This window comes from Povalibacter uvarum (assembly GCF_014202975.1).
GTDB classification, from domain to species: Bacteria; Pseudomonadota; Gammaproteobacteria; order Steroidobacterales; family Steroidobacteraceae; genus Steroidobacter; species Steroidobacter uvarum.
The window spans coordinates 992,700-1,011,925 of record NZ_JACHHZ010000001.1; the positions used below are offsets into that span (position 1 = coordinate 992,700).

The following is a 19,226-nucleotide window of genomic DNA, read 5'->3' on the forward strand; positions in this document are numbered from 1 at the left end:
CAGGGATGAAGACGATTCGCGCGATTCTCATCCTGGCGGGCTCGCTGCTGGCGAGCCTGTCCTTTGCAAGCACCGTCACCACCCGGGAATTCGATTCACCGTCGCTGCAACGGAAATGGAGCTACATCGCGTATCTCCCGACGGGCTACGACAGCTCCGACCTGCGCTATCCCGTCCTGTATCTCCTCCACGGCAATGCCCAGAAGGCGTACGACTGGGTCGCGTCCGGCCAGATACAGCAGACAGCCGATCGGTTGATCGCCGAGGGAAAGATGCCGCCGGCAGTCATCGTGATCCCGGAAGCGGGCACGACCTGGTTCGTCGACCGCAAGGAGAAGATGGAAACCGCGGTGATCCACGATCTGCTCCCGGAGGTTCAGCAGCGCTTTCGTACGATCGAACGCAGGGAAGGCAGGGTGGTCGCAGGGCTGTCGATGGGCGGTTTCGGCGCGATGCGATTCGCGATGAAGTATCCGGAGCTGTTTGCCGCGGCCGGGCTGTTGTCGCCCGCCATCTACGCGGATGAGCCGCCGGCGAACTCATCGGCGCGTCGCGTCGGCGTCTTCGGCACTCCGGAGTTCGATGCGCAGATCTGGCGCAGTCTCAACTATCCGGGCCTCTGGGACGCGTACCTGGCGAAGAACCTGCCGGTACCCATGTACATCGACTCCGGCGACGATGATCAGTTTTTCATCGAGGAAGCCGCCGTCGAGTTCTATTCGAAACTGCGCCGGAACAAGCAGCCGGCGCAGTTGCGCATCGTGGATGGCGGGCACTCCTGGAATGTGTGGTCCGTCACGATCGGCGATGCGTTGCCATTCCTCTTTCGATTCGCCGCCGCGCCCACGCCAAAGTAGGAAGCTGCGCACGACTGCGCGCGGAACGTTTCATTCCCACTCCGGGATAGGGCGATCCCCGATCGTTTCGGCCCGCCTGCGGGTCGTTCTGTCAAATCTTCCGGACTTACGTCGTGTTTTCGAATGACGCGGTGGAGCCGATCCTCCAATGCCGTCAACATCTTGCGGCACTGCGATGGATCTCGCCCCAAGAACGAAGCCGAAGCCGCGAAGATGCTGATTGCGATCACCTGCCTGAGTCTTCTCGCCGCCGCCGGTATCGCCGGCTGGGCCCTGAGCGTCCGTGGACGGCTCAGGTCGCTGAGCGAGCAGCACGCAGACATTGAAGCGCGCCATCGAGAGCTGCTCGAGCAGACGGAGCATGGCAGCGCACTTCGCCGGAAGATCGAGGCGCAGCTGCTCGAGAAACAGGATCATCTCGACAAGCTCGCGCATCACGATCAGCTGACTGGCCTGCCGAACCGGCTGTTCCTTGCGGCCCATCTCCCGATCGCCATGGAAGAAGCGCGCAAGCGCAAGCTTCCGCTCGCCGTCCTGTTCCTCGATCTCGATCGCTTCAAGCACGTGAACGATACGTTCGGTCACGAGGTCGGCGACAAGCTCCTGCGGACCGTTGCTCAACGTGTTAAGGATGCTGTGAGGGCAGAGGACGTCGTCGTCCGAATGGGCGGCGACGAATTCGTCGTCATCCTGACGGCGGTGAAGAGCGCGCAGGTGAACGAGACCGCGGCCCGCATCACTGCCACCCTGAATGCTCCGATCGTCATCGACGGCAAGCCGCTGGTCACGACTGCCAGCGTCGGTGTGAGTCTCTATCCGCGCGATGGCGAGGATGTCGGTTCGCTGCTGCGGCATTCGGACACGGCCATGTATCAGGCCAAGGAGCGCGGGCGGAACAACTTCCAGGTGTTCAGCCCGGTGATGGACAGCAAGCTGAAGGAGCGGGTGGCCATCGAGGCGAGCCTGCGCGATGCGCTGGAGAAGTCGCGCATCGAAGTTCACTACCAGCCGCTCATCGACATCGAGACCCGCCGCGTCGTGACGCTCGAGGCCCTCGTGCGCTGGAAGGACCCGGAAGAAGGCTACATTTCGCCGACGCGGTTCATTCCGATCGCCGAGGAAACCGGACTCATCGTGCCGCTGGGGGACTTCGTGCTCCAGCGCGTGATCTCGGATATGGCGAGCTGGCGCAAGCAGGGCTCGGTGCTGGTGCCCGTGGCGGTGAATGTTTCAGCAGCGCAGTTGCAGCGTGCGAGCCTGCGGGCACGCATCGAAGAACTGACGCGGGCCAGCGATCTTTCACCGTCGATGCTCCAGATCGAGCTCACCGAGAGCGCGATGTTCGAACAGCAGGACTCGCGACAGGATGATTCGGGGACCGACGAAGTCAGCGAGCTGCGCACGTTGGGCGTGCGGGTCGCCATCGATGACTTCGGTACCGGCTACTCGAGCTTGAGCTACCTCAAGCGCTGGCGTGTCGACTGCTTGAAGATCGACCGCAGCTTCATTCGCGATCTCGTTACCGATACGAACGATCACGCCATCGTTGCAGCGATCCTCGCAATGGCGCAGCACCTGCGGATCAAGGTCATCGCTGAAGGCGTGGAAACCTGGTCGCAGCTGGAAGCGCTGCGTCGGCTGGGATGCCGGTACGCTCAGGGGTATCTGTTCGCGGAGCCGGGCTCCGCGGCTCGGGCTCGTGATTTCCTCAATGGGCACCGCATCGGGTTGCCAGATGTCGAGACCGATCTGCTGAAGGTTGCGGCCCGCGCCTAAGCCCCTCCGTCATTCCCGCGAACGCGGGAATCCATCTTCTTCGATGCATGGATGCCCGCTTTCGCGGGTATGACGCCATGCTCCAGGATGACTCCCTGTGCGGACGTCCTTAGTATGGCCCCATGGCCATCACCCTCTACGGCATCAAGAACTGCGACACCATGAAGAAGGCCAGGACCTGGCTGGATGAGCATGGCATCGCGTATGAATTCCACGACTACAAGGCCGCCGGCATCGACCGGGCCCATCTCGAGCGCTGGTGCCAGGCCCTCGGCTGGGAGATCGTTCTGAACCGGTCAGGCACGACATTCCGCAAGCTGCCGGAGTCCGATCGCACCGATCTCGACGAGCGCAAAGCTATTGCGCTCATGCTGGCTCAGCCGTCGATGGTCAAGCGACCTGTGCTGGAGAAGGGCAACGAGCTGTTGATCGGCTTCAAGCCGGCGCAGTACCAGGCGGCCCTCGCGCCCTGATGGATTCGCGATGAATTCGTAGAACAACCCGGCGCAGCCGGACAACAGAAGGGGAGAACGATGGTGCCGAATATCATGACGCCCGTGCTGGCGTTGATCCTGTGGACGTTCGTGATCTGGTTCTGGCTGTACGCGACGCGCCTGCCGGCGATGAAAGCCGCGCGGATCGATCCGAAAATCATCAAGCGCAAGCAGGATCTCGATCCGCTGCCGGTGTCGGTGCAGCAGATCGCGGACAACTACAATCACCTTCACGAGCAGCCGACGGTCTTCTATGCGCTCGTGATCTACTCCCATCTCGTCGGAGTGGCCGACGGACTCAACGTTGCGCTGGCATGGACCTACGTTGGCCTGCGAGTGGTTCATTCACTGATTCAGTGCACGTCGAACTTCGTGCCGGTGAGGTTCTTCGTGTTCGCGGGTGCGAGCCTGGTGCTGATGGCGATCGCGGTCAGGAATGTGATTGCGCTGCTGGCGGTGTAGGACGAGGAGCGTCATTCCCGCGAAAGCGGGAATCCATCCGGGCCAAAGGCATGGATCCCCGCTTCCGCGGGGATGACGGGTTCAGGTCCGCACCGCCACATACAACGCCGGATCCAGCCACGCCTCAATCGCGTCATCGAACCGAAAAACCTTCGGTCCGACGCGGTCGGGGCGGAATCCGCGCTGCATGCACGCGTCGATGGCGCCGTCGTGGCCGGCACGACAATCCGGCCTCGCGACGCGCCATGTGATTCCCTTGTGATACATCGCGAGCATCGGCAGCGGCGGGGCGCTGAACGGCGGCGCGACGCTGGTCACCAACGCATCCGGTGCGCATCGTTGAACGGCATCCGCAAGGATTTCCGGATCGCTGGCGCCGTCGACAACGACGTCATAGCCAGCCTCCGTCGACGCAATGCTCTGGTGCGTGGTTGCGCCATACGCCTCTGCGATAGCGCGGCGGGAGCTATCCGTATCCACGTAGTCCACGCTGCTTGCGCCGAGCGAGACTGCGAGGCCCGCGGCGTATAGCGAGATAACAGGACAGGGACCGGCAGTCACGAGAACGCGTCCTGCCGGTCGCACGGCAAGTTGTGGAGCAACCGCGCGCCATGCGTCTGTAGCCATGTCTGCAAGACCGATCGCAGGTACCGGGTCCATTCCAGGTGGGAGCGGTACTAGCATCGCCTCTGCAAAGGGCACGCGAATCCGCTCAGAAAGCGCGCCGCCATAGTTACCCACTCGGCCCATGCCATAGCTCGCACCGAAGGGAACGCTGGTGCAGCGGCTCGTCGCTCCACGCTTGCAGGGAGCGCATTGACCGCACGAGATCTGAGCCGCGACGAATACTCGCTGGCCGACGCTGAACATGCGTCCGGCACGATCCCCCAGTTCGACGATCTCGCCGATGATCTCGTGACCGATGGGTTCGCCGGCGGCAAGTGGCATGCGGCCAGCGAGATACAGACGGTCCAGGTCGCAGCGCCCGACGACGACAGGTCTTACGACCGCTTCGTCCGGACCCTGCACGCGCGCGTCGGCGACCTCGCGCCATTCGAGTTGTCCGGGCGCGAGGAAGACGACGTGCTTCATGACTCAGCTCCCGCGGGTGATCGGCATCGCGACATTCGCATCAGGCCGGCCTGCGTGCATCGCGAGCTCCATCTTTGCGATGGCATTGCGATGAACTTCGTCCGGGCCGTCGGCGAGACGCAGCGTGCGCTGCCCGGCCCACAGCTTTGCGAGCGGGAATTCGTCGCTGACGCCGCCGCCGCCGTGCGCCTGGATCGCCCAGTCGATCACCTGGAGCGTCATGCTCGGCACGATCACCTTGATCATGGCGATTTCCTTGCGCGCGACTTTGTTGCCGACCGTGTCCATCATGTACGCGGCTTTGAGCACCATGAGTCGTGCCTGGTCGATCGTGCAGCGTGCTTCAGCGATTCGTTCGTGCCATACGGACTGCGAGGAGATCGGCTTGCCGAACGCCACGCGCGACTGCAGACGCTTGCACATGAGCTCCAGCGCGCGTTCAGCGACGCCGATCGACCGCATGCAATGATGAATGCGGCCCGGGCCGAGGCGGCCCTGCGCGATCTCGAAACCACGACCTTCGCCGAGGAGAATGCTCTCGACCGGCACTCGCACGTCCTTCAGATCGACTTCCGCGTGGCCGTGAGGCGCATCGTCGTAGCCGAAGACAGGGAGGTGGCGCATGACGGTGATTCCCGGTGCATCTGAAGGCACGAGGATCATCGACTGCTGTTCGTGGCGTCCGGCCTCGAGATTGGTCTTCCCCATCAGCACGTAGACTTTGCAGCGCGGGTCATTCGCGCCGCTGGACCACCATTTGCGGCCGTTTATGACGTAGTGCCTGCCGTCGCGTCGGATGCTGCATTCGATGTTCGTCGCATCGGAGGAGGCGACCGCGGGTTCGGTCATCAGGAACGCTGAGCGGATCTTTCCGGCGAGCAGTGGCTCGAGCCATTCGTCTTTCTGCGCTTCCGTGCCGTAGCGCTCGATCGTCTCCATGTTGCCTGTATCGGGTGCCGAGCAATTGAAGACTTCCGGCGACCAGGGCACGCGGCCCATGATTTCGCACAGAGGGGCGTATTCGAGATTAGACAGGCCCTGCGGCGCGCGAGGCGAGCGGGGCAGGAAGAGATTCCAGAGTCCGGCGTCGCGCGCCTTCGGCTTCAGTTCCTCGATGACTTTCACCGGCACCCAGACGTTGCCGTTGCGGCGATTCGTCGCGATTTCGTGCTCATAGGCCTTTTCGCTGGGATAGATGTGGTCGTCCATGAAGCGCAGGAGCCGGGCCTGGAGCTCACGGACGCGGGGGCTGTAGTCGAATTCCATGGGACACCTGTGTTGCGAAGTTGGGGCAGGCCGCGGGACAGAGGGACCGCCAAGCAGTACGATTCTTGCCACTACCTTGCAGCCGTCGCCTGCCCAACGCCAATGCAATCTCTGCATGGCGGAAAATGAGCGTTGCGAATGGCCGCGGAGACCGGAAGATGCAGTTGTCCCGGATCGATCTGAACCTGTTCACCGTCTTCGACGCGATCTATCGCGAAGGCGGGATTACCCCCGCGAGCCGGCGATTGCACCTCTCTCAGCCCGCCGTCAGTCATGCGCTGGCGCGCCTGCGCGAATTGCTGGATGACCCTCTGTTCGAGCGCCACGGCAACGCCATGGTGCCGACACCCAAGGCAAGAGCGCTCGCCGCCACGATCGGCCGTTCCCTGGGCTCGCTGGAGCACATGATGCAGTTCGCCGGTCAGTTCGATCCGGCGACCAGCGACCGCACGTTCACGATGGCTGTGCGCGAAGCCATCGAGATCTCATTCCTGCCAGCGTTGACGAAGCGGGTGCGCCAGGAAGCCCCTGGCGTCGATATCGCGGCCGTGAGAATCGAGCGGCGCGATCTCGAGGAGGATCTGCAGAGCGGCGAACTCGATATCGGGATCGATGTGGGGTTGCCGCTGTCGCTGGAGGTTCGCCGCGAGGGCATCAGTGCGGAGCCGCTCGTGGTCGTGGTCCGGCCAGGGCACCCCGTCATCGGCGACTCGCTCGACATAGAAACCTATCTCGCGATGGATCACGTGCTGGTGACAGGTCGCCGTCACGGCGGCGGGTACGAAGACGTCGTGCTGAACCGCATGGGCTTCTCTCGGCGAATTCGCGTGCGCTGCCAGCAGCATGTCGCTGCGAGCGAGATCGTCAGTCATTCGGATCTGATCGTAACCATGACACGCAATCAGGCAGACCTTGCGAATCGTCACACGTCGAATCGCGTGTTGCCGTTTCCAGGCGAGGCGTCGCCGCTGGAGAGCTTCGTGTACTGGCACGCGAACGTGAACGACGATCCGGCGAATCTGTGGTTTCGGCGCCTGGTGCTGGAGGCGCTTGGGGGGAGGGGGGAACTCGTCATTCCCGCCTAAGCGGGAATCCAGCTTCTCCGTCATTCCCGCGTACGGGGGAATCCATCCGGGCCAGAGGCATGGATCCCCGCTTTCGCGGGGATGACGGAGCTGGGGTCCCCGCTTTCGCGGGGATGACGGAGCTGGGGTCCTCGCTTTCGCGGGGACGACGGGCTGTCACTCCTTCTTCGGCAGCGGCTTCGGCGACCCCACCAACCCATCAGGTCGCGCCACTTCGAGCATCTTCTTGTAAGCCGGCCGGCTCTCGACCTTCTGCTTCCATGTGGCGACGTTGGGGAATTCCGCGAGATCGACGACGTTCATTCCGGCCGCAAAGTTCGTCGGGAAGAGCATCATGATGTCGGCCGCCGAGAAGTTGCTGCCGCCGAAGTAGGGGTTCTTCGCGAGGAACGCATCCGCGAACTTCAGCACGGCTTCGGAGTCGACGAGCTTGTAGCCGAGGTTGGGCTTCTGCACGTTGAGCATTTCCACGCGGTAGTCGGCGATGACGCGTGATGCGAATGAGCCTTCAGCGAAGTGCATCCACTGCAGGTAGTACGCGTAGTCAGCAGAGTCGACCGGCGGCACGAGGCCTTGGCCACCTTCGCGCGCGAGGATGAGCTCGATGATTGCGCCCGATTCCACCATCACGAGGTCGCCGTAACGCACGGTGGGAGCAACGGGCATCAGCGGGCTGATTTCGCGGATCGTGGCCATCGACCCGACGATGTTGCCGCGCTTGTATTCGAGCTGATACGGGCGTCCGATTTCCTCGCAGAGCCAGACGAGCCGTTCCGACCGGCGTCCTTCGATGTGGTAGATCGTCAGTGGCGCCAGCTTGGTATCGGCGGCGGCCAGTGCCGTCGTCCCCGTCATCGAAAGCGCAGTGAGCATCGTGAGGCACAGAGTCCGCAGCAACGAACGCATGGAAGATCCCCCGGTTTGAGATGTTGTCGGCCTGCGCGACCATACCATTCCCGGCGTGAAACTGGTTACGCTCTCATCATGACGACCCATCGATTCTTTCCGACGCTCGTGCACACCGCCCGGCTGAGCCAGGCGGGATGGCGCGCTTTCAATCAGCGCCTGCTTCGTGAGTGTCTGCAGCTTCGCGAGGACGACGAAGCCGGTCAGCGCTGGTCGAAGAAGAACTATCCGGGCGGCTATACGTCCTATAACTCGGTTGCGCAGATGCAGCGTGTGTCGCCCACATTCGCCGCTCTGCAGCGCAGACTGGATCGGCATGTGAAGAGCTTCGTGCGCAAGCTCGAACTGGACGTCGAGAACCGACCTCTCGTCATGACCGATTGCTGGGTGAACATCATGCCGCGGCAGGTTGTACACAGCCTGCATCTGCACCCGCTGTCGACGATCAGCGGCACGTACTATGTGCAGACGCCGAAGGGATCGCCCGGCATCAAGTTCGAGGATCCGAGGCTGGATCGTTTCATGGGGGCGCCGCCGCGCAAAGTCGACGCGCGCCCCGAGAACCGTCCGTGGGTTGTGCTGCCGGCGGAAGCAGGGAATTTCGTGCTGTTCGAAAGCTGGCTGCGGCATGAAGTTGCACCCAATCCAGTCGCGGCCGAGCGGATCAGTATCAGTTTCAACTACGGATGGTTCTGAGGACGCCTCCGTCATTGCCGCGGAAGCAGGAGTCCATCCCTGTGCGGCGGAACTCTCTCTCGATCATCCGTCTCTCATACGCGACCAACCGTTCCGCCATTGCCCGCATCTATGTGACGATGCGCGCAATCTCAGTTCTCCGTCCGAGGCCCTCCGCATGATTCGCAGACTCTTTTGCTTCATCGCCCTGACGGCGATCAGCTTCTCGTCCATCGCCGCGGACACCGGCTGGCTCGAAGAGAGCAACCGGAACGCGCAGATCCTCCTGGACATCACCGCGAAGTACGGCCCCGAAGGCGCGACGTCGCTCGGTATCGAAGGGCACGACAAGGAAGTATTCGATGTGAAGCCGCGATTCAGCGAACGGCAGGAGGCCGATCTGGAAGCGGCGGTCACGCGGCTCGAGGCGTTACGGGCCGGCGCGACCGATGCGCGTGTGCGTCAGGATCTCGACATCCTCGTCAAGGCCGCTCGCGATCAGCGCACGTCGCTGCAGCTCAACCGGAAATACCTGCTGCCGTTCTTCGATCTGCCGCAGGCCATATACAGCGGATTCCAGAATCTGCTGGATTCGCGAGTAGCGAAAGATCGGCAGAAGGATGCCGTAGTTCGCCTGCGTCGCTATGTCGGTCGCGAAAGCGGATATGAGCCAGTCACGGTTCTCGCACGCCAGCGCTATGAAGAAGCAGCGACGAATCCCGCGTTGCTCGGCCCATGGGTCGTCGAAGCGGAGCAGTATCTGGACAACCAGGACCGCTACCTGGAAGGCATCGAAACGCTGCTGAAGGAGAGCGGCCTCAAGGGCTGGCAAGCCGACATGAAGACGCTGCGCAAGCAGGTCGACGAATACGGCAAGTGGGCGCGTGCAACGGTGATCCCACATGCACGCAAGACGAGTCAGCTCCCAGCTGAGCTCTACGCGAACAACCTCAAGCAGTTCGGCGTCGAGGCGGATCCGCGCGAACTGATCGATCGCGCGATGGCGAACTACGGCCAGACGCGCAGCGAGATCGAAACTGTCGCGAAGACGATTGCCGATCAACGCGGCTGGAAGATCGACAGCTACCGCGATGTCATCCGCAAGCTCAAGACGGAACGCATTCCGAACGACAAGTTGCTCGAGGTCTACTACGCAAGGCTGGAGACCATAGAAGGCATCGTCCGGCGCGAGAACATCGTGACGCTGCCCAATCGGAAAGCCGTCATCCGGCTGGGCACGGAGGCGGAATCGACCGCGAGTCCTGCGCCGCACATCGATCCCCCGCGGCTGATCGGCAACACGGGCGAACCCGCCGAGTTCGTCCTGCCGACGCGCAACCCGAATGCCAAGCCCGGTGCGGAGATGGACGATTTCAACTACGACGCGATCGCATGGACGCTGACGGCGCATGAAGCCCGTCCGGGCCATGAACTGCAGTTCGCGGCGATGATGGAGCGGGGCGTATCGACAGCCCGCGTCGTATACGCGTTCAACAGCGCGAACGTCGAAGGCTGGGCGCTCTATGCCGAGGCGCTGATGAAGGAATATCTGCCGCCGGAAGGCCAGCTCGGTGCGCTGCAGATGCGAATGATGCGGCAGGCACGGGCTTTCCTCGATCCGATGCTCAACCTCGGTCTGATGGAGCCGGAAGCCGCGCAGCGCTTCCTGATGGACGAGGTGATGCTCTCAGAGCCGATGGCGAAGCAGGAAGTGGATCGCTACACGTTCAACGCACCCGGCCAGGCGACGTCGTATTACTACGGGTACTCGAAGCTCGATGCGTTGCGCACGAAGGTGGAACTGCTCCTGCGCGACAAGTTCTCGGAGAAGCCGTACCACGATTTCCTGATCGGGCAGGGGTTGCTGCCGTTCGATCTGCTGGAGAAGGCGGTGATGGAGGAGTTCATTCCCGGCGTGAAGTGAGCCCTCTGTCATTTCCGCGAACGCGGGAATCCATCCGGTCTGCGGGATGGGCTCAGAGACGAGATGCACTCCCGCATGCGCGGGAGGACGCCATGTCTGCTGCACCAGCCTTCACTTGTCGTCTTTCTTCACGAAGTTCGTCACCTGCGTCACCGACCCCAGCAACGCCGCGATCGCTGCAAGCGCCGTCGACAGGATCTGCAGGGTACTTCCCGCGAGCGCCATGAGTCCCACGGCGACGAGCACGCCCAGTAACAGCAGTGGTTTGCGGATGCGATTCCAGGTGCTGCCGCGGGCTTCGTCGGCCCACAGGCGCTGGTCGCCTTTGAATTCCGCGAGCTCGGGCGCGATGCGTGCGAATTCGGCGAAACCGCCGTCCGTGATGACTGGCCAGGGCCGCAAGCGGATGTAGCCGCGATAGAGCAATTGCTCGATGACGCTGGTGTTCTCCGGATTCGCGTACTGCCCCGTTGCCAGCTGGTGCAGCAGCTGCCGCTGATCCGCGTTCAGTCCTGTCCAGAGCGAGCGATAGCGCGGTTCGCAAAGCACCTTGCGGATGTCGGCGGCATCCTTCTCGGTAAAGCGGGCCCCGGCCTGCGCACGCGCGCGATCGATACTGAGTTCGGCTGCAAGCAGTTCATCGAACGGGAATGCCTGTCCGGGCGGCGGTGGCAGATGCCTCACGGCGAACGGGATGTAGATGCCGAACATCCTGCGTGCGGTCATCGAAGCCAGCATGACGATGATCAGAAGCATCACGGCACCCAACGCAACCGCCAGTTCGATGGTCGACCATTGTTCGTGATGGTCGAGCTCCGGCGTCCGCAGAAGCGGCGAGCGACGGCTGTGCGATCCGTCGCTGGTTGCCAGTACACGCAGCATTCTTCCGTCGACGGTGCGGACGATGCGCTGCACGCTCGCGCGCATCATCCGATCGCTTTCGTCGCTGCCGGAGCCGAGCGCGGCCGATGGACGCGTCCCTTGTCGTTGCTGCGGGCTGGTCGCTGTTGTGATGCGCCAGATCGTACGTCGCACGCTGCCAAGCTCCGGTGGTCCCGCTGCATCGATCCAGGGCATTGCGGGAAGCGCGGTGACCATCCACAGCGTCGAGCGGTCCCGGTCCGGATCGATCGTCGCGACCATGCCGGGCACTGGCAGCGTGCGGGAAAGGGTGGCCGCATCGGGATAGCGCGAGTTGCGCTCGGGTGTCTTCGGGACCCAGCGGCGCAGGTCGCTGTTCATGATGCGTGAGCGCTGTTCGATGTCCGCGGCCGTCTGGACCAGGGCGCTGCGCAGATAGGTCTGCATCGACACATCCTGGAAGCGCACCGCGACGACTGCTGTCGGGATGACGACAAGAACACCGAGCGTGGCCACTGCGCTCCATGAGTAGAACAGACGATAGAGCCGTGGATCGGAGATCGGCACCTGGATGCGAGGCACCAGAGTCAGAAGCGCGGCGACGATCGCGCCCGCCGCGGCAACGCCCGCTGATGCCGTCCACTCTGCAGCGTGCAACCGGGAGATCAGTGCGGTGATGAACAGACCGCCGCAGATCGTCAGTCCTACCGCGATGCGCGGATAGTGATTTCGCCATTCCCACTGCGGCCAGATCGCGGCGAGCAGCTGTCTGTCGGGGCGTACGCTGCCCAGGAAAATCGTTGCGATCAGGGCCGCGATGATGAGGGTTACGGCGGCGATGCAGGTCGCCAGCGTTGCGATCGCTGCATCGAGCGACACGTTGCTGAGCACTCGTGTCGGGTAGAACACGGCGACGCCCCACGGGGTGCCGCTCAACGGTCGATAGTAGAAGCGATGCGCTTCGCCGCCGTACTTGCCGTCGAAATGGTCATCGAGCGAGATGCGTCGTGCCGACGTGCGTGTGCGCAGAACACCCTGCAGCTGCGCGTTCAGTTCCGTTTCGACCAGGAAATTCTCGCTCAGGCTGCGTTCGTCATCCGAGTGGAAGATCACCTGACCGTTCTCGCGATTGATCACCGCGAAGCGCAGGAGGGGCGGACGAACCGATGCCGTGAGTCCGTACGCACGCGTATCACCGATGATGAAGCCATCGAGGTCGGACCTCTCCGTGCCGCTCGGGATGGCGATCTGCAGGACGCGAGCGGCATCGGATCGATTGAACAGGCGCTGGGCGACGTAACGGGTGCCGCTGTCTTCATTGCGACCGGCGAGCCAGCCCTGGCCCTCGCGCAATGCCTTGACGTACTCGCGATTGCCGACGTTGAGATGCTGCTTGACCGGCACTTCGCCGAACGCCGTGATTCTGGGTTCAATGCTCGAGCCGTCCGCCGCGAGAAACACTGCCGTGCGCAGCGGTGACCAGTTCTTCAGCACCGTTCGTTCGCCAGCGAGCGGATACGTGAGGAAGAGCCTGCAGACAGGATCGTCCTTGTTGTGCGATGCGCGCGCATAGTGAATCTGGCGCCGGCCCGGCTCGATGCGGATCGGCGCCCGCTTGAGCATCGAGCAAGTGGGGCTGCTGCCAGCGAGCTTGCGATAGAACGACAGCAACTGGACGTTTTCGGCCAGCTCGCCCTGCAGATAATTCTCGATGCCGGCTGCGTAGTGTTCGGCCGCGCGATCGGCCCAGATCTCCGTCTTCAGCTTGCTCCAGACCCAGACCGCGCATGTCGTGAGCACGACCGGGATGAGGGCGAGCGACACAATGACAGCGAATACCTGGAATCCCGAGATCGCGGTGTGCGGCGTCGAGAAGCGAAGGCCGATGAAGGGCCACAGGAGAACACCGAGCAGGACCACGGTCGTGATCGCGAGTGTGCCCTCGGGCCCCAGGGCATCCGCGACCTGCTGGCCCAGGTTCTCCCGCTTCAGGCCGATGAGGTAGAGCGTAGGCTGGGGCGTTGCGATGGACGCGTCGCTTGCATCGCCCGTTGTCTTGCTGTTGGCGTTCGAAACGCGCGTTGCGTAGGTCGGAGTGACAGGCAGTATCGATACGACGTAGTTCGCTCCGCCGATGGTCTGCCGGAACGCGACGGCAAGGAACGGGGCAGGGAACGAACGTTGAGCTTTCTGCTCCGCCTTGGTGTCCCAGAAGTTTCGCACGCTTGCAGGATCGAGGAGATCGGCGCCGCGCAGCAGCAACGTGCGCGCATCCGCGACGAGGCTGTTCGCCAATGCATCGGGCTGCAGTTCGATCAGCGAGCGATCGGCAGTGCGGCCAGTGACGCTTGCCAGGACTTCGCCCGTGGGAATGGCGAACAGGACCTGGTCGAAGTAGCGCTGAGCGACGAACGCGGGCAGGTGCTGTTGCAGGCTGCCATGAATCTCGAGGAGGCACGACACGCCCGTTTGCCCCTTCGACGGGCGCGCAATCGTCGTGATCGAACGCACCGTGAAGCGGCGCTTGGGGTCGTCCAGCTCGATTCGGAATTGATCGCGCCAGACGTCGCTGGTGGCCTTGGACGAGGCGGTCGGGTCGGCAGTGCTGGTGAACTCGAGTCCCTGCAGATCGAGCTTGGCCAGATATTGCAGCCGGTCTTCCCGCTCGACGTTGCAGTCCGTGGTCTTGAACAACGATTCGGGGACGAGCGTGAGCAGGCTCGCCATCGCACCCTGCATGTTGTCGAACTGCCGCGCGACTTCGCCGAGCACGCGGAATGCACGCTCTTCCTGGAACGCGCTGCCTTTGATGTACGCGAGCCCGAAGTAACCGACCATCGTCAGAACGACAATCAGCAGCGCGGTCGCCATCATCGGCATCCACGTGACGCGAGCCCGCGCGAGCAAGGAGCCGTCAGTGGTATCCGGCTTGGCGCTCATGGTGTTGCCCGATGCACGATGCGCATGTGAACTGCGTCGGCATGAATCTCCTGCGAGTCCTTGCAGCGCAAGCAGTTTCGGCGGAGTGTCGCACTGCTGCAATTGAACGAACGGGTACTGGATTCGAAGTCACAAGCGCGTTGATATACCAACGTCACCTTGCGGAGCGGGCGTCATGAACGGACTTCACGGCACCTTCGACTATTCGGTCAGAAGCGCTGCGATTGCTGCAATCGCAGCGCGAGGGCGTGCACTGGCGTGCAATGTGTCCCCGCAGATCGGTCTCGGCGTCCAGCACATCGGTTTCGTGGCGCTTCGAGGCCTCGAGAGCTGCATTGCTGCCGAATTCACGCAGTCCGAGCGGTTGCAGAGACTGCGGGCGATCGAGTCGTTCGCCGACCGCCTGCACGACGTGCGCGGCCAGAGCGAAGTTGCCGAAATGGTCTTCGGGCCCGTGGCGCACCATCACACGGTCAGCCTGGGATCGAAGTGGGCCGGGATCTCGCGGGTCGATGCCCGCCGTATTCTCGCAATCTGCCTGACGACGCAGGCGACGCGACGCATCGCGATTCTCGACGCGGATGAAACGGCAAGCGATACGTCAGGTGAATTCCTTGTACTCGACGACGTGAGCTGGGCTGCGCATCGCCCGAGTTGGTCCGTCGGCCATGACGATTGTCGGTGGCGTCTGCTTCGTGTCGCGCCGCTCCTCGCTGTTCTGCATGTCTCAGCGGCAGGCTCCAACGGACCGGCGGGATTGCTCGCGGAGTTTCGCGCGGCCAACGATGCGGCGCTCAGCTGGGCGCTTGAGAAGTGCGGTCCGGACTCGCTCGTCGGCGCGTTGTTTCACACGGGGTTGTGCGAAGGGAAGCTGCGGGAGCTGGCGAACGATCCGGCGAGCTGGGGCTCGCTGCCTGCGCAACTGCAGCGATTGCTGCTGATGTTCGATGGCCTCTCTCGCGACGAGCGCCAAAGCTATCGCGAGATCATTCTAGGGGCCGCAAGGGCGGCCGCGACGGCAGCAAGAGAGCGGGTGCTCTTCAGTCGGCGCGGATCACTCGAAGCGGAGCGGCAGGCGCTCGATGACATCGCACAAGTCGTGCGACTGCCATCGATGCACGCCGACGTTACTTCGACGGCTTCGGCCTGAACGCGAGAAGCACGTTGCCGGGCACCTGGCCGAACATTCCATAGCCGGAGTTCACGAACAGGTATCCATTGCCGGCCGCGATCGAGGCGGCGTCGATGGAGCCGCCTTTGGCGTCGACGCCGTTGGCCGTCTGGAATTTCTGTGCGGTGTCGAACTTGAAGAGCACGTTGCCTGTCTTCACGTCGTGCACGCGCAGGAAGCCGTCGAGGCCGCCAGTGACGAGTCCGCCATCGATGACCGCGGGGGCTGCCGAGAGCCCGATGTTGGTATCGCAGCTCTTCACCCGCTCCTTCCGGTCACCGCTGCAGTCCGGCTCGGCAACATAGGTCCAGAGAACTTCACCCGTATCGACCTTCACTGCATGCACGCCGGGCTTCTGAACGCCCGTCTGTCCGCGCATGCCGTAAGGGCGGTTGATCGGCGCGAACACGCGCTCGCCGTCGTATGCGATGCCCCAGTGAATCCCGCCCAGCGGTGAGCCTTCGCCGAAGTCCTGGCGCCAGGTGACCTTGCCCGTGTCTGGATCCAGTGCCCAGAGGGTTCCCGACTTCTGACCGGCGAGCACGATGTCGGCTCCGTTCGAGCGCTTACCCACGATGACGGAGGCGCCGAAATCGACGTCGCGATTCACCGATTCGCGCGGGCAGTTCAGGCCCTTCTTCTCACCGAAGCAGCCGCTGAGGAAAATGTCGTTCGCGGTCGCCTGGAAGTGCCAGCGAATGCTGCCATCCTTCAGGTCGATCGCCAGGATCGCATCAGTCGTCGGCGCCGCGGGTTCGGACGTTGCCTCACCCGTGCCGACGTACAGCACGCCGCGCTTCTCGTCGATGGCGGGGGAGTTCCAGATCGGCGCACCAGACGGACCGAGCAGCATCCTGCCGTCACCACGATCGCGGATGGGCTTCGCTTCCTCCATCGTGTGGGCAGTCCAGATCTTCGCTCCGGTCTTCGCATCGAGCGCCGTCACCGCGCCGTGCGTGATGCAGCATTCGTGGTTGTCGTTGCCGCCGACGGAGATTTCGTACTGGGAGATCGGTACGTAGACACGATCCTTGTGAAGGATCGGGGTGCCCGTCGTCAGAGAGAACCGATACAGACCAACGTGAGTCTTCCAGAGTCGCTCGCCTGTGCGCGCGTCGAGCATGTGCGTGTTCGAACTGAGGTCGGAGAACACCAGCACCTTTCGTTTGGAATCCGGCAACTCTCCATAGGTGGGAGAGGTGCGCAACGGCGACTCGTGTTCGTAGACCCACTGCACGCACGGTTTCGGCGTGGATACATCGATAGCGAACAGACGCGAGAGTTCGGGGACCGGATAGAAGAGCGTCTTGCCGACGATAGCGGGTTGCGACCGCATGGTCGTGGCCTTCGGAAAGCCGATTGCCCAGGCGAGTTCGAGATTGGAGAGGTCAGCGGTCTTGAGTCCTGCCTGCGCCGCCGTGAGATGCCGGTGATTCTTTTCGTCGAAGCCGAAACCGTAGACCGTCGGTGCCGCGGAGAGATCGGGTGTACGGCGATCCGCTGGGCACATGAAGTCGGCAATCCAGCTGTCGCTCGCAGCCTGAGCGCCGACCAGGTATTCGACGAGTGTTGCGCGTTCCTTCGGGGACAGCGCTGAAGCCTGCGCCTGCATCTTTCCCTGGGTCAGCGCGTAGTCGATCGTCTGGTAGCGCATCGCCTTCAGCGTGTCGAGCGATGGCGATCGGGTCGCCTCTGGATTGTTGTGGCACATCGCGCACGCGCGATCGTAGATCGCCTTGCCGGGATGGGCCGGTGCCGCGGCAGGCGGCGCGTCGGCAGCGAGCGCAGTTGAGAAGTAAACGGAAACGGTCAGCGCCAATGCATGCGCCACGCCAAGAGACTGGAATCTCACAGCAACCCCCGGGGCTCGAATTATTCTGATCCTCGAGGATCGTAGCAGAGCGATCTCGCGCACTGCGTCGGGCGCGGAGTGGTTGTCGATTCTTGACGTTGTTTGGGCGATGGATCGCGCCCGCGCGCGACCTTTTTGCAATTCTTCGCGATAAGCTCCGGCCGACGACGGGAGCGGCGATACAGCCGCCCCATTTCTCGGGGGTGTGAGATGACGAACGCTTTGCTCGTGAGAGCCGGTCTTGTCGCGGTCCTGATCGCTGCTTCAGGTGCGGCGGTTGGCGCGGATCAGGGCGCGAAGGGATGGAAGGTCCCGCGAACGGCCGACGGTCATCCCGATCTGCAAGGCAACTGGACGAACGCGACGCTCACGCCGCTCGAGCGCGACGCGAAATTCGGCGACCGCCTGGCGCTGTCGAAGGAAGAAGCACAGAGCGTCGAGAACACTGAAGCCGAGGCCAATGAACGGGCCAACGCACCAACCGATCCGAAACTCGGCATCAAAGATCTGCCGCATGACTGCGGTCGCGGTTTCACCGGTGTGAACTGCGGGTACAACAGCTTCTGGGTCGATCCCGGCACGCAAGTCATGCAACTGAACGGCGAATACCGGACGTCGATGATCGTCGATCCGCCGAACGGTAAAGTGCCGCCGTTGCTGCCTGAAGCCCAAAAGGCAATGGCGGCCCGCATGGCGGCGTTTCGAGGGGGTGGCGGTTCCGCCGACGGTCCGGAAGCACGCTCACTCGGCGAACGCTGCATTCTCTCGTTCGGATCGAGCGCCGGCCCGCCGATGATTCCACTGCTCTACAACAACAACTACCAGATCGTTCAGAACAAGGACACGGTCGTCATCCTCGTGGAGATGGTGCACGACGCGCGCATCGTGCGATTGGGCGGGACGCACAACCCGTCAGATATCCGCAAGTGGATGGGGGATTCCATCGGTCGCTGGGAAGGCGACACGCTCGTCGTCGAGACGACCCACTTCCGCAGGCAGCAGGTGTTTCGCGGCGCTTCCGAGAATCTGAAAGTCACGGAGCGCTTCACGCGCGTCGAACCGGGCAAGATTCTCTACGAGTTCCAGATCGACGATCCGACGACATTCACGAAGCCTTGGCGTGCGCAGATCGCGATGAACCAGACGAACGAGAAGATCTACGAATACGCCTGTCACGAAGGCAACTATGCGCTGCCGGGCATTCTCGCCGGTGCGCGTGAAGCGGAGCGCCAGGCAGCGGCGGGAGAGGGCGCGAAGAAACAGTAAAGAAGGTTGGCGGTTGACGGTCAGGCGACTCCGGCCGTCACCGCTTCCTCTTCCACAACACTTCCTGCCCATTCTCATGTCGCGCCAATACGCGCGCGACAACGAAGAGCAGATCGGATAGCCGGTTCAGGTACTGCGGCACTTCGGTCGCGACGGATTCTGTCTCCATCAGGCGCCAGACTTCCCGCTCAGCGCGGCGCGTAATCGTTCGAGCGAGATGGCAGGCCGCTGCAGCGGGGCCGCCGCCCGGCAGGATGAATTCCTTCAGCATCGGCAGGGGTTCATTGAGCTTGTCGAGCTCCTGCTCGAGCCGATCGATCTGCGGCTGAGTGATCGCGCGATAGCCGGGGACAGCGAGCTCGCCGCCGAGATCGAACAGGTCGTGCTGAATCTCCGTCAGCAACTCCACGAGGTTCACCGGCAGGCCCGCTACGGCGAGTGTCATGCCGATCGCGCTGTTGGCTTCATCCACAGCGCCGTATGCCTCGATGCGGCCGTGCGTCTTCGGCACCCGCGTTCCGTCGCCGAGGCCCGTCGTGCCGGTATCGCCAGTGCGCGTGTAGATCTTGCTGAGTCGGTGGCCCATGACGTGTGTATCG

The 19,226-nt window shown here is 63.0% G+C and carries 15 protein-coding genes; 9 read left to right on the plus strand and 6 right to left on the minus strand.

Features of this window, described 5'->3' with window-relative positions; translation table 11 throughout:
• The first annotated feature begins 5 nt into the window (after positions 1-5).
• The 4 genes from HNQ60_RS04265 to HNQ60_RS04280 all read left to right on the plus strand — a co-directional run bounded on the left by HNQ60_RS04265 (position 6) and on the right by HNQ60_RS04280 (position 3,589).
• Positions 6-857, plus strand: coding sequence for an alpha/beta hydrolase (locus HNQ60_RS04265; RefSeq protein ID WP_184329757.1), 852 nt, complete (start codon positions 6-8; stop codon positions 855-857).
• Between the two features lie 213 nt (positions 858-1,070).
• Positions 1,071-2,633: a putative bifunctional diguanylate cyclase/phosphodiesterase gene (locus tag HNQ60_RS04270; RefSeq protein ID WP_184329758.1), complete on the plus strand. Its 1,563-nt coding sequence runs from the start codon at positions 1,071-1,073 to the stop codon at positions 2,631-2,633.
• Between the two features lie 122 nt (positions 2,634-2,755).
• Positions 2,756-3,106: an ArsC family reductase gene (locus HNQ60_RS04275; RefSeq protein WP_184329759.1), complete on the plus strand. Its 351-nt coding sequence runs from the start codon at positions 2,756-2,758 to the stop codon at positions 3,104-3,106.
• 60 nt (positions 3,107-3,166) lie between these two features.
• Complete coding sequence (locus HNQ60_RS04280; protein WP_184329760.1) at positions 3,167-3,589, plus strand: MAPEG family protein; 423 nt, start codon at positions 3,167-3,169, stop codon at positions 3,587-3,589.
• A gap of 81 nt (positions 3,590-3,670) precedes the next feature.
• On the opposite strand, the gene HNQ60_RS04285 is transcribed toward HNQ60_RS04280, so the two are convergent.
• A complete protein-coding gene (locus HNQ60_RS04285; protein WP_184329761.1) occupies positions 3,671-4,681 on the minus strand; it encodes a zinc-dependent alcohol dehydrogenase in 1,011 nt (336 codons plus the stop codon).
• A 3-nt stretch (positions 4,682-4,684) separates the two neighbouring features.
• Positions 4,685-5,947: an acyl-CoA dehydrogenase family protein gene (locus tag HNQ60_RS04290; protein WP_184329762.1), complete on the minus strand. Its 1,263-nt coding sequence runs from the start codon at positions 5,945-5,947 to the stop codon at positions 4,685-4,687.
• A 158-nt stretch (positions 5,948-6,105) separates the two neighbouring features.
• Here HNQ60_RS04290 and HNQ60_RS04295 point away from each other — a divergent pair, with 158 nt between their 5' ends.
• Positions 6,106-7,032: a LysR family transcriptional regulator gene (locus HNQ60_RS04295; protein ID WP_184329763.1), complete on the plus strand. Its 927-nt coding sequence runs from the start codon at positions 6,106-6,108 to the stop codon at positions 7,030-7,032.
• 156 nt (positions 7,033-7,188) lie between these two features.
• Here the strand turns inward: HNQ60_RS04295 and HNQ60_RS04300 are convergent, their stop codons facing one another.
• Positions 7,189-7,938: a glutathione S-transferase family protein gene (locus tag HNQ60_RS04300; RefSeq protein ID WP_184329764.1), complete on the minus strand. Its 750-nt coding sequence runs from the start codon at positions 7,936-7,938 to the stop codon at positions 7,189-7,191.
• A gap of 78 nt (positions 7,939-8,016) precedes the next feature.
• Here HNQ60_RS04300 and HNQ60_RS04305 point away from each other — a divergent pair, with 78 nt between their 5' ends.
• Together HNQ60_RS04305 and HNQ60_RS04310 are read left to right on the plus strand one after the other, a co-directional pair.
• Positions 8,017-8,634: a TIGR02466 family protein gene (locus tag HNQ60_RS04305; RefSeq protein WP_184329765.1), complete on the plus strand. Its 618-nt coding sequence runs from the start codon at positions 8,017-8,019 to the stop codon at positions 8,632-8,634.
• Between the two features lie 157 nt (positions 8,635-8,791).
• Entirely contained in the window at positions 8,792-10,537 is a 1,746-nt protein-coding gene (locus tag HNQ60_RS04310) for a DUF885 domain-containing protein (RefSeq protein ID WP_184329766.1), read from the plus strand.
• A 111-nt stretch (positions 10,538-10,648) separates the two neighbouring features.
• Here HNQ60_RS04310 and HNQ60_RS04315 read toward each other — a convergent pair whose 3' ends face one another.
• Positions 10,649-14,338 carry a PDC sensor domain-containing protein gene (locus HNQ60_RS04315; protein WP_184329767.1) on the minus strand — a complete coding sequence of 1,230 codons (3,690 nt, stop codon included), beginning with the start codon at positions 14,336-14,338 and terminating at the stop codon, positions 10,649-10,651.
• Positions 14,339-14,513: 175 nt separating this feature from the next.
• Between HNQ60_RS04315 and HNQ60_RS04320 the strand changes: the two genes are divergently transcribed.
• Positions 14,514-15,488, plus strand: a complete 975-nt coding sequence (locus HNQ60_RS04320; RefSeq protein ID WP_184329768.1) for a hypothetical protein — start codon at positions 14,514-14,516, stop codon at positions 15,486-15,488.
• Here HNQ60_RS04320 and HNQ60_RS04325 read toward each other — a convergent pair.
• Positions 15,466-17,361 (minus strand): outer membrane protein assembly factor BamB family protein, encoded by a 1,896-nt coding sequence (locus HNQ60_RS04325; protein ID WP_184329769.1) that lies wholly within the window; start codon positions 17,359-17,361, stop codon positions 15,466-15,468. The genes HNQ60_RS04320 and HNQ60_RS04325 overlap by 23 nt on opposite strands.
• Positions 17,362-17,571: 210 nt before the next feature.
• Here HNQ60_RS04325 and HNQ60_RS04330 point away from each other — a divergent pair, with 210 nt between their 5' ends.
• The gene (locus HNQ60_RS04330; protein WP_184329770.1) at positions 17,572-18,627 is read left to right on the plus strand and encodes a hypothetical protein; all 1,056 of its coding nucleotides are present in this window, start codon (positions 17,572-17,574) and stop codon (positions 18,625-18,627) included.
• Between the two features lie 37 nt (positions 18,628-18,664).
• On the opposite strand, the gene HNQ60_RS04335 is transcribed toward HNQ60_RS04330, so the two are convergent.
• Complete coding sequence (locus HNQ60_RS04335; protein WP_184329771.1) at positions 18,665-19,213, minus strand: cob(I)yrinic acid a,c-diamide adenosyltransferase; 549 nt, start codon at positions 19,211-19,213, stop codon at positions 18,665-18,667.
• Between the last annotated feature and the right edge of the window lie 13 nt (positions 19,214-19,226).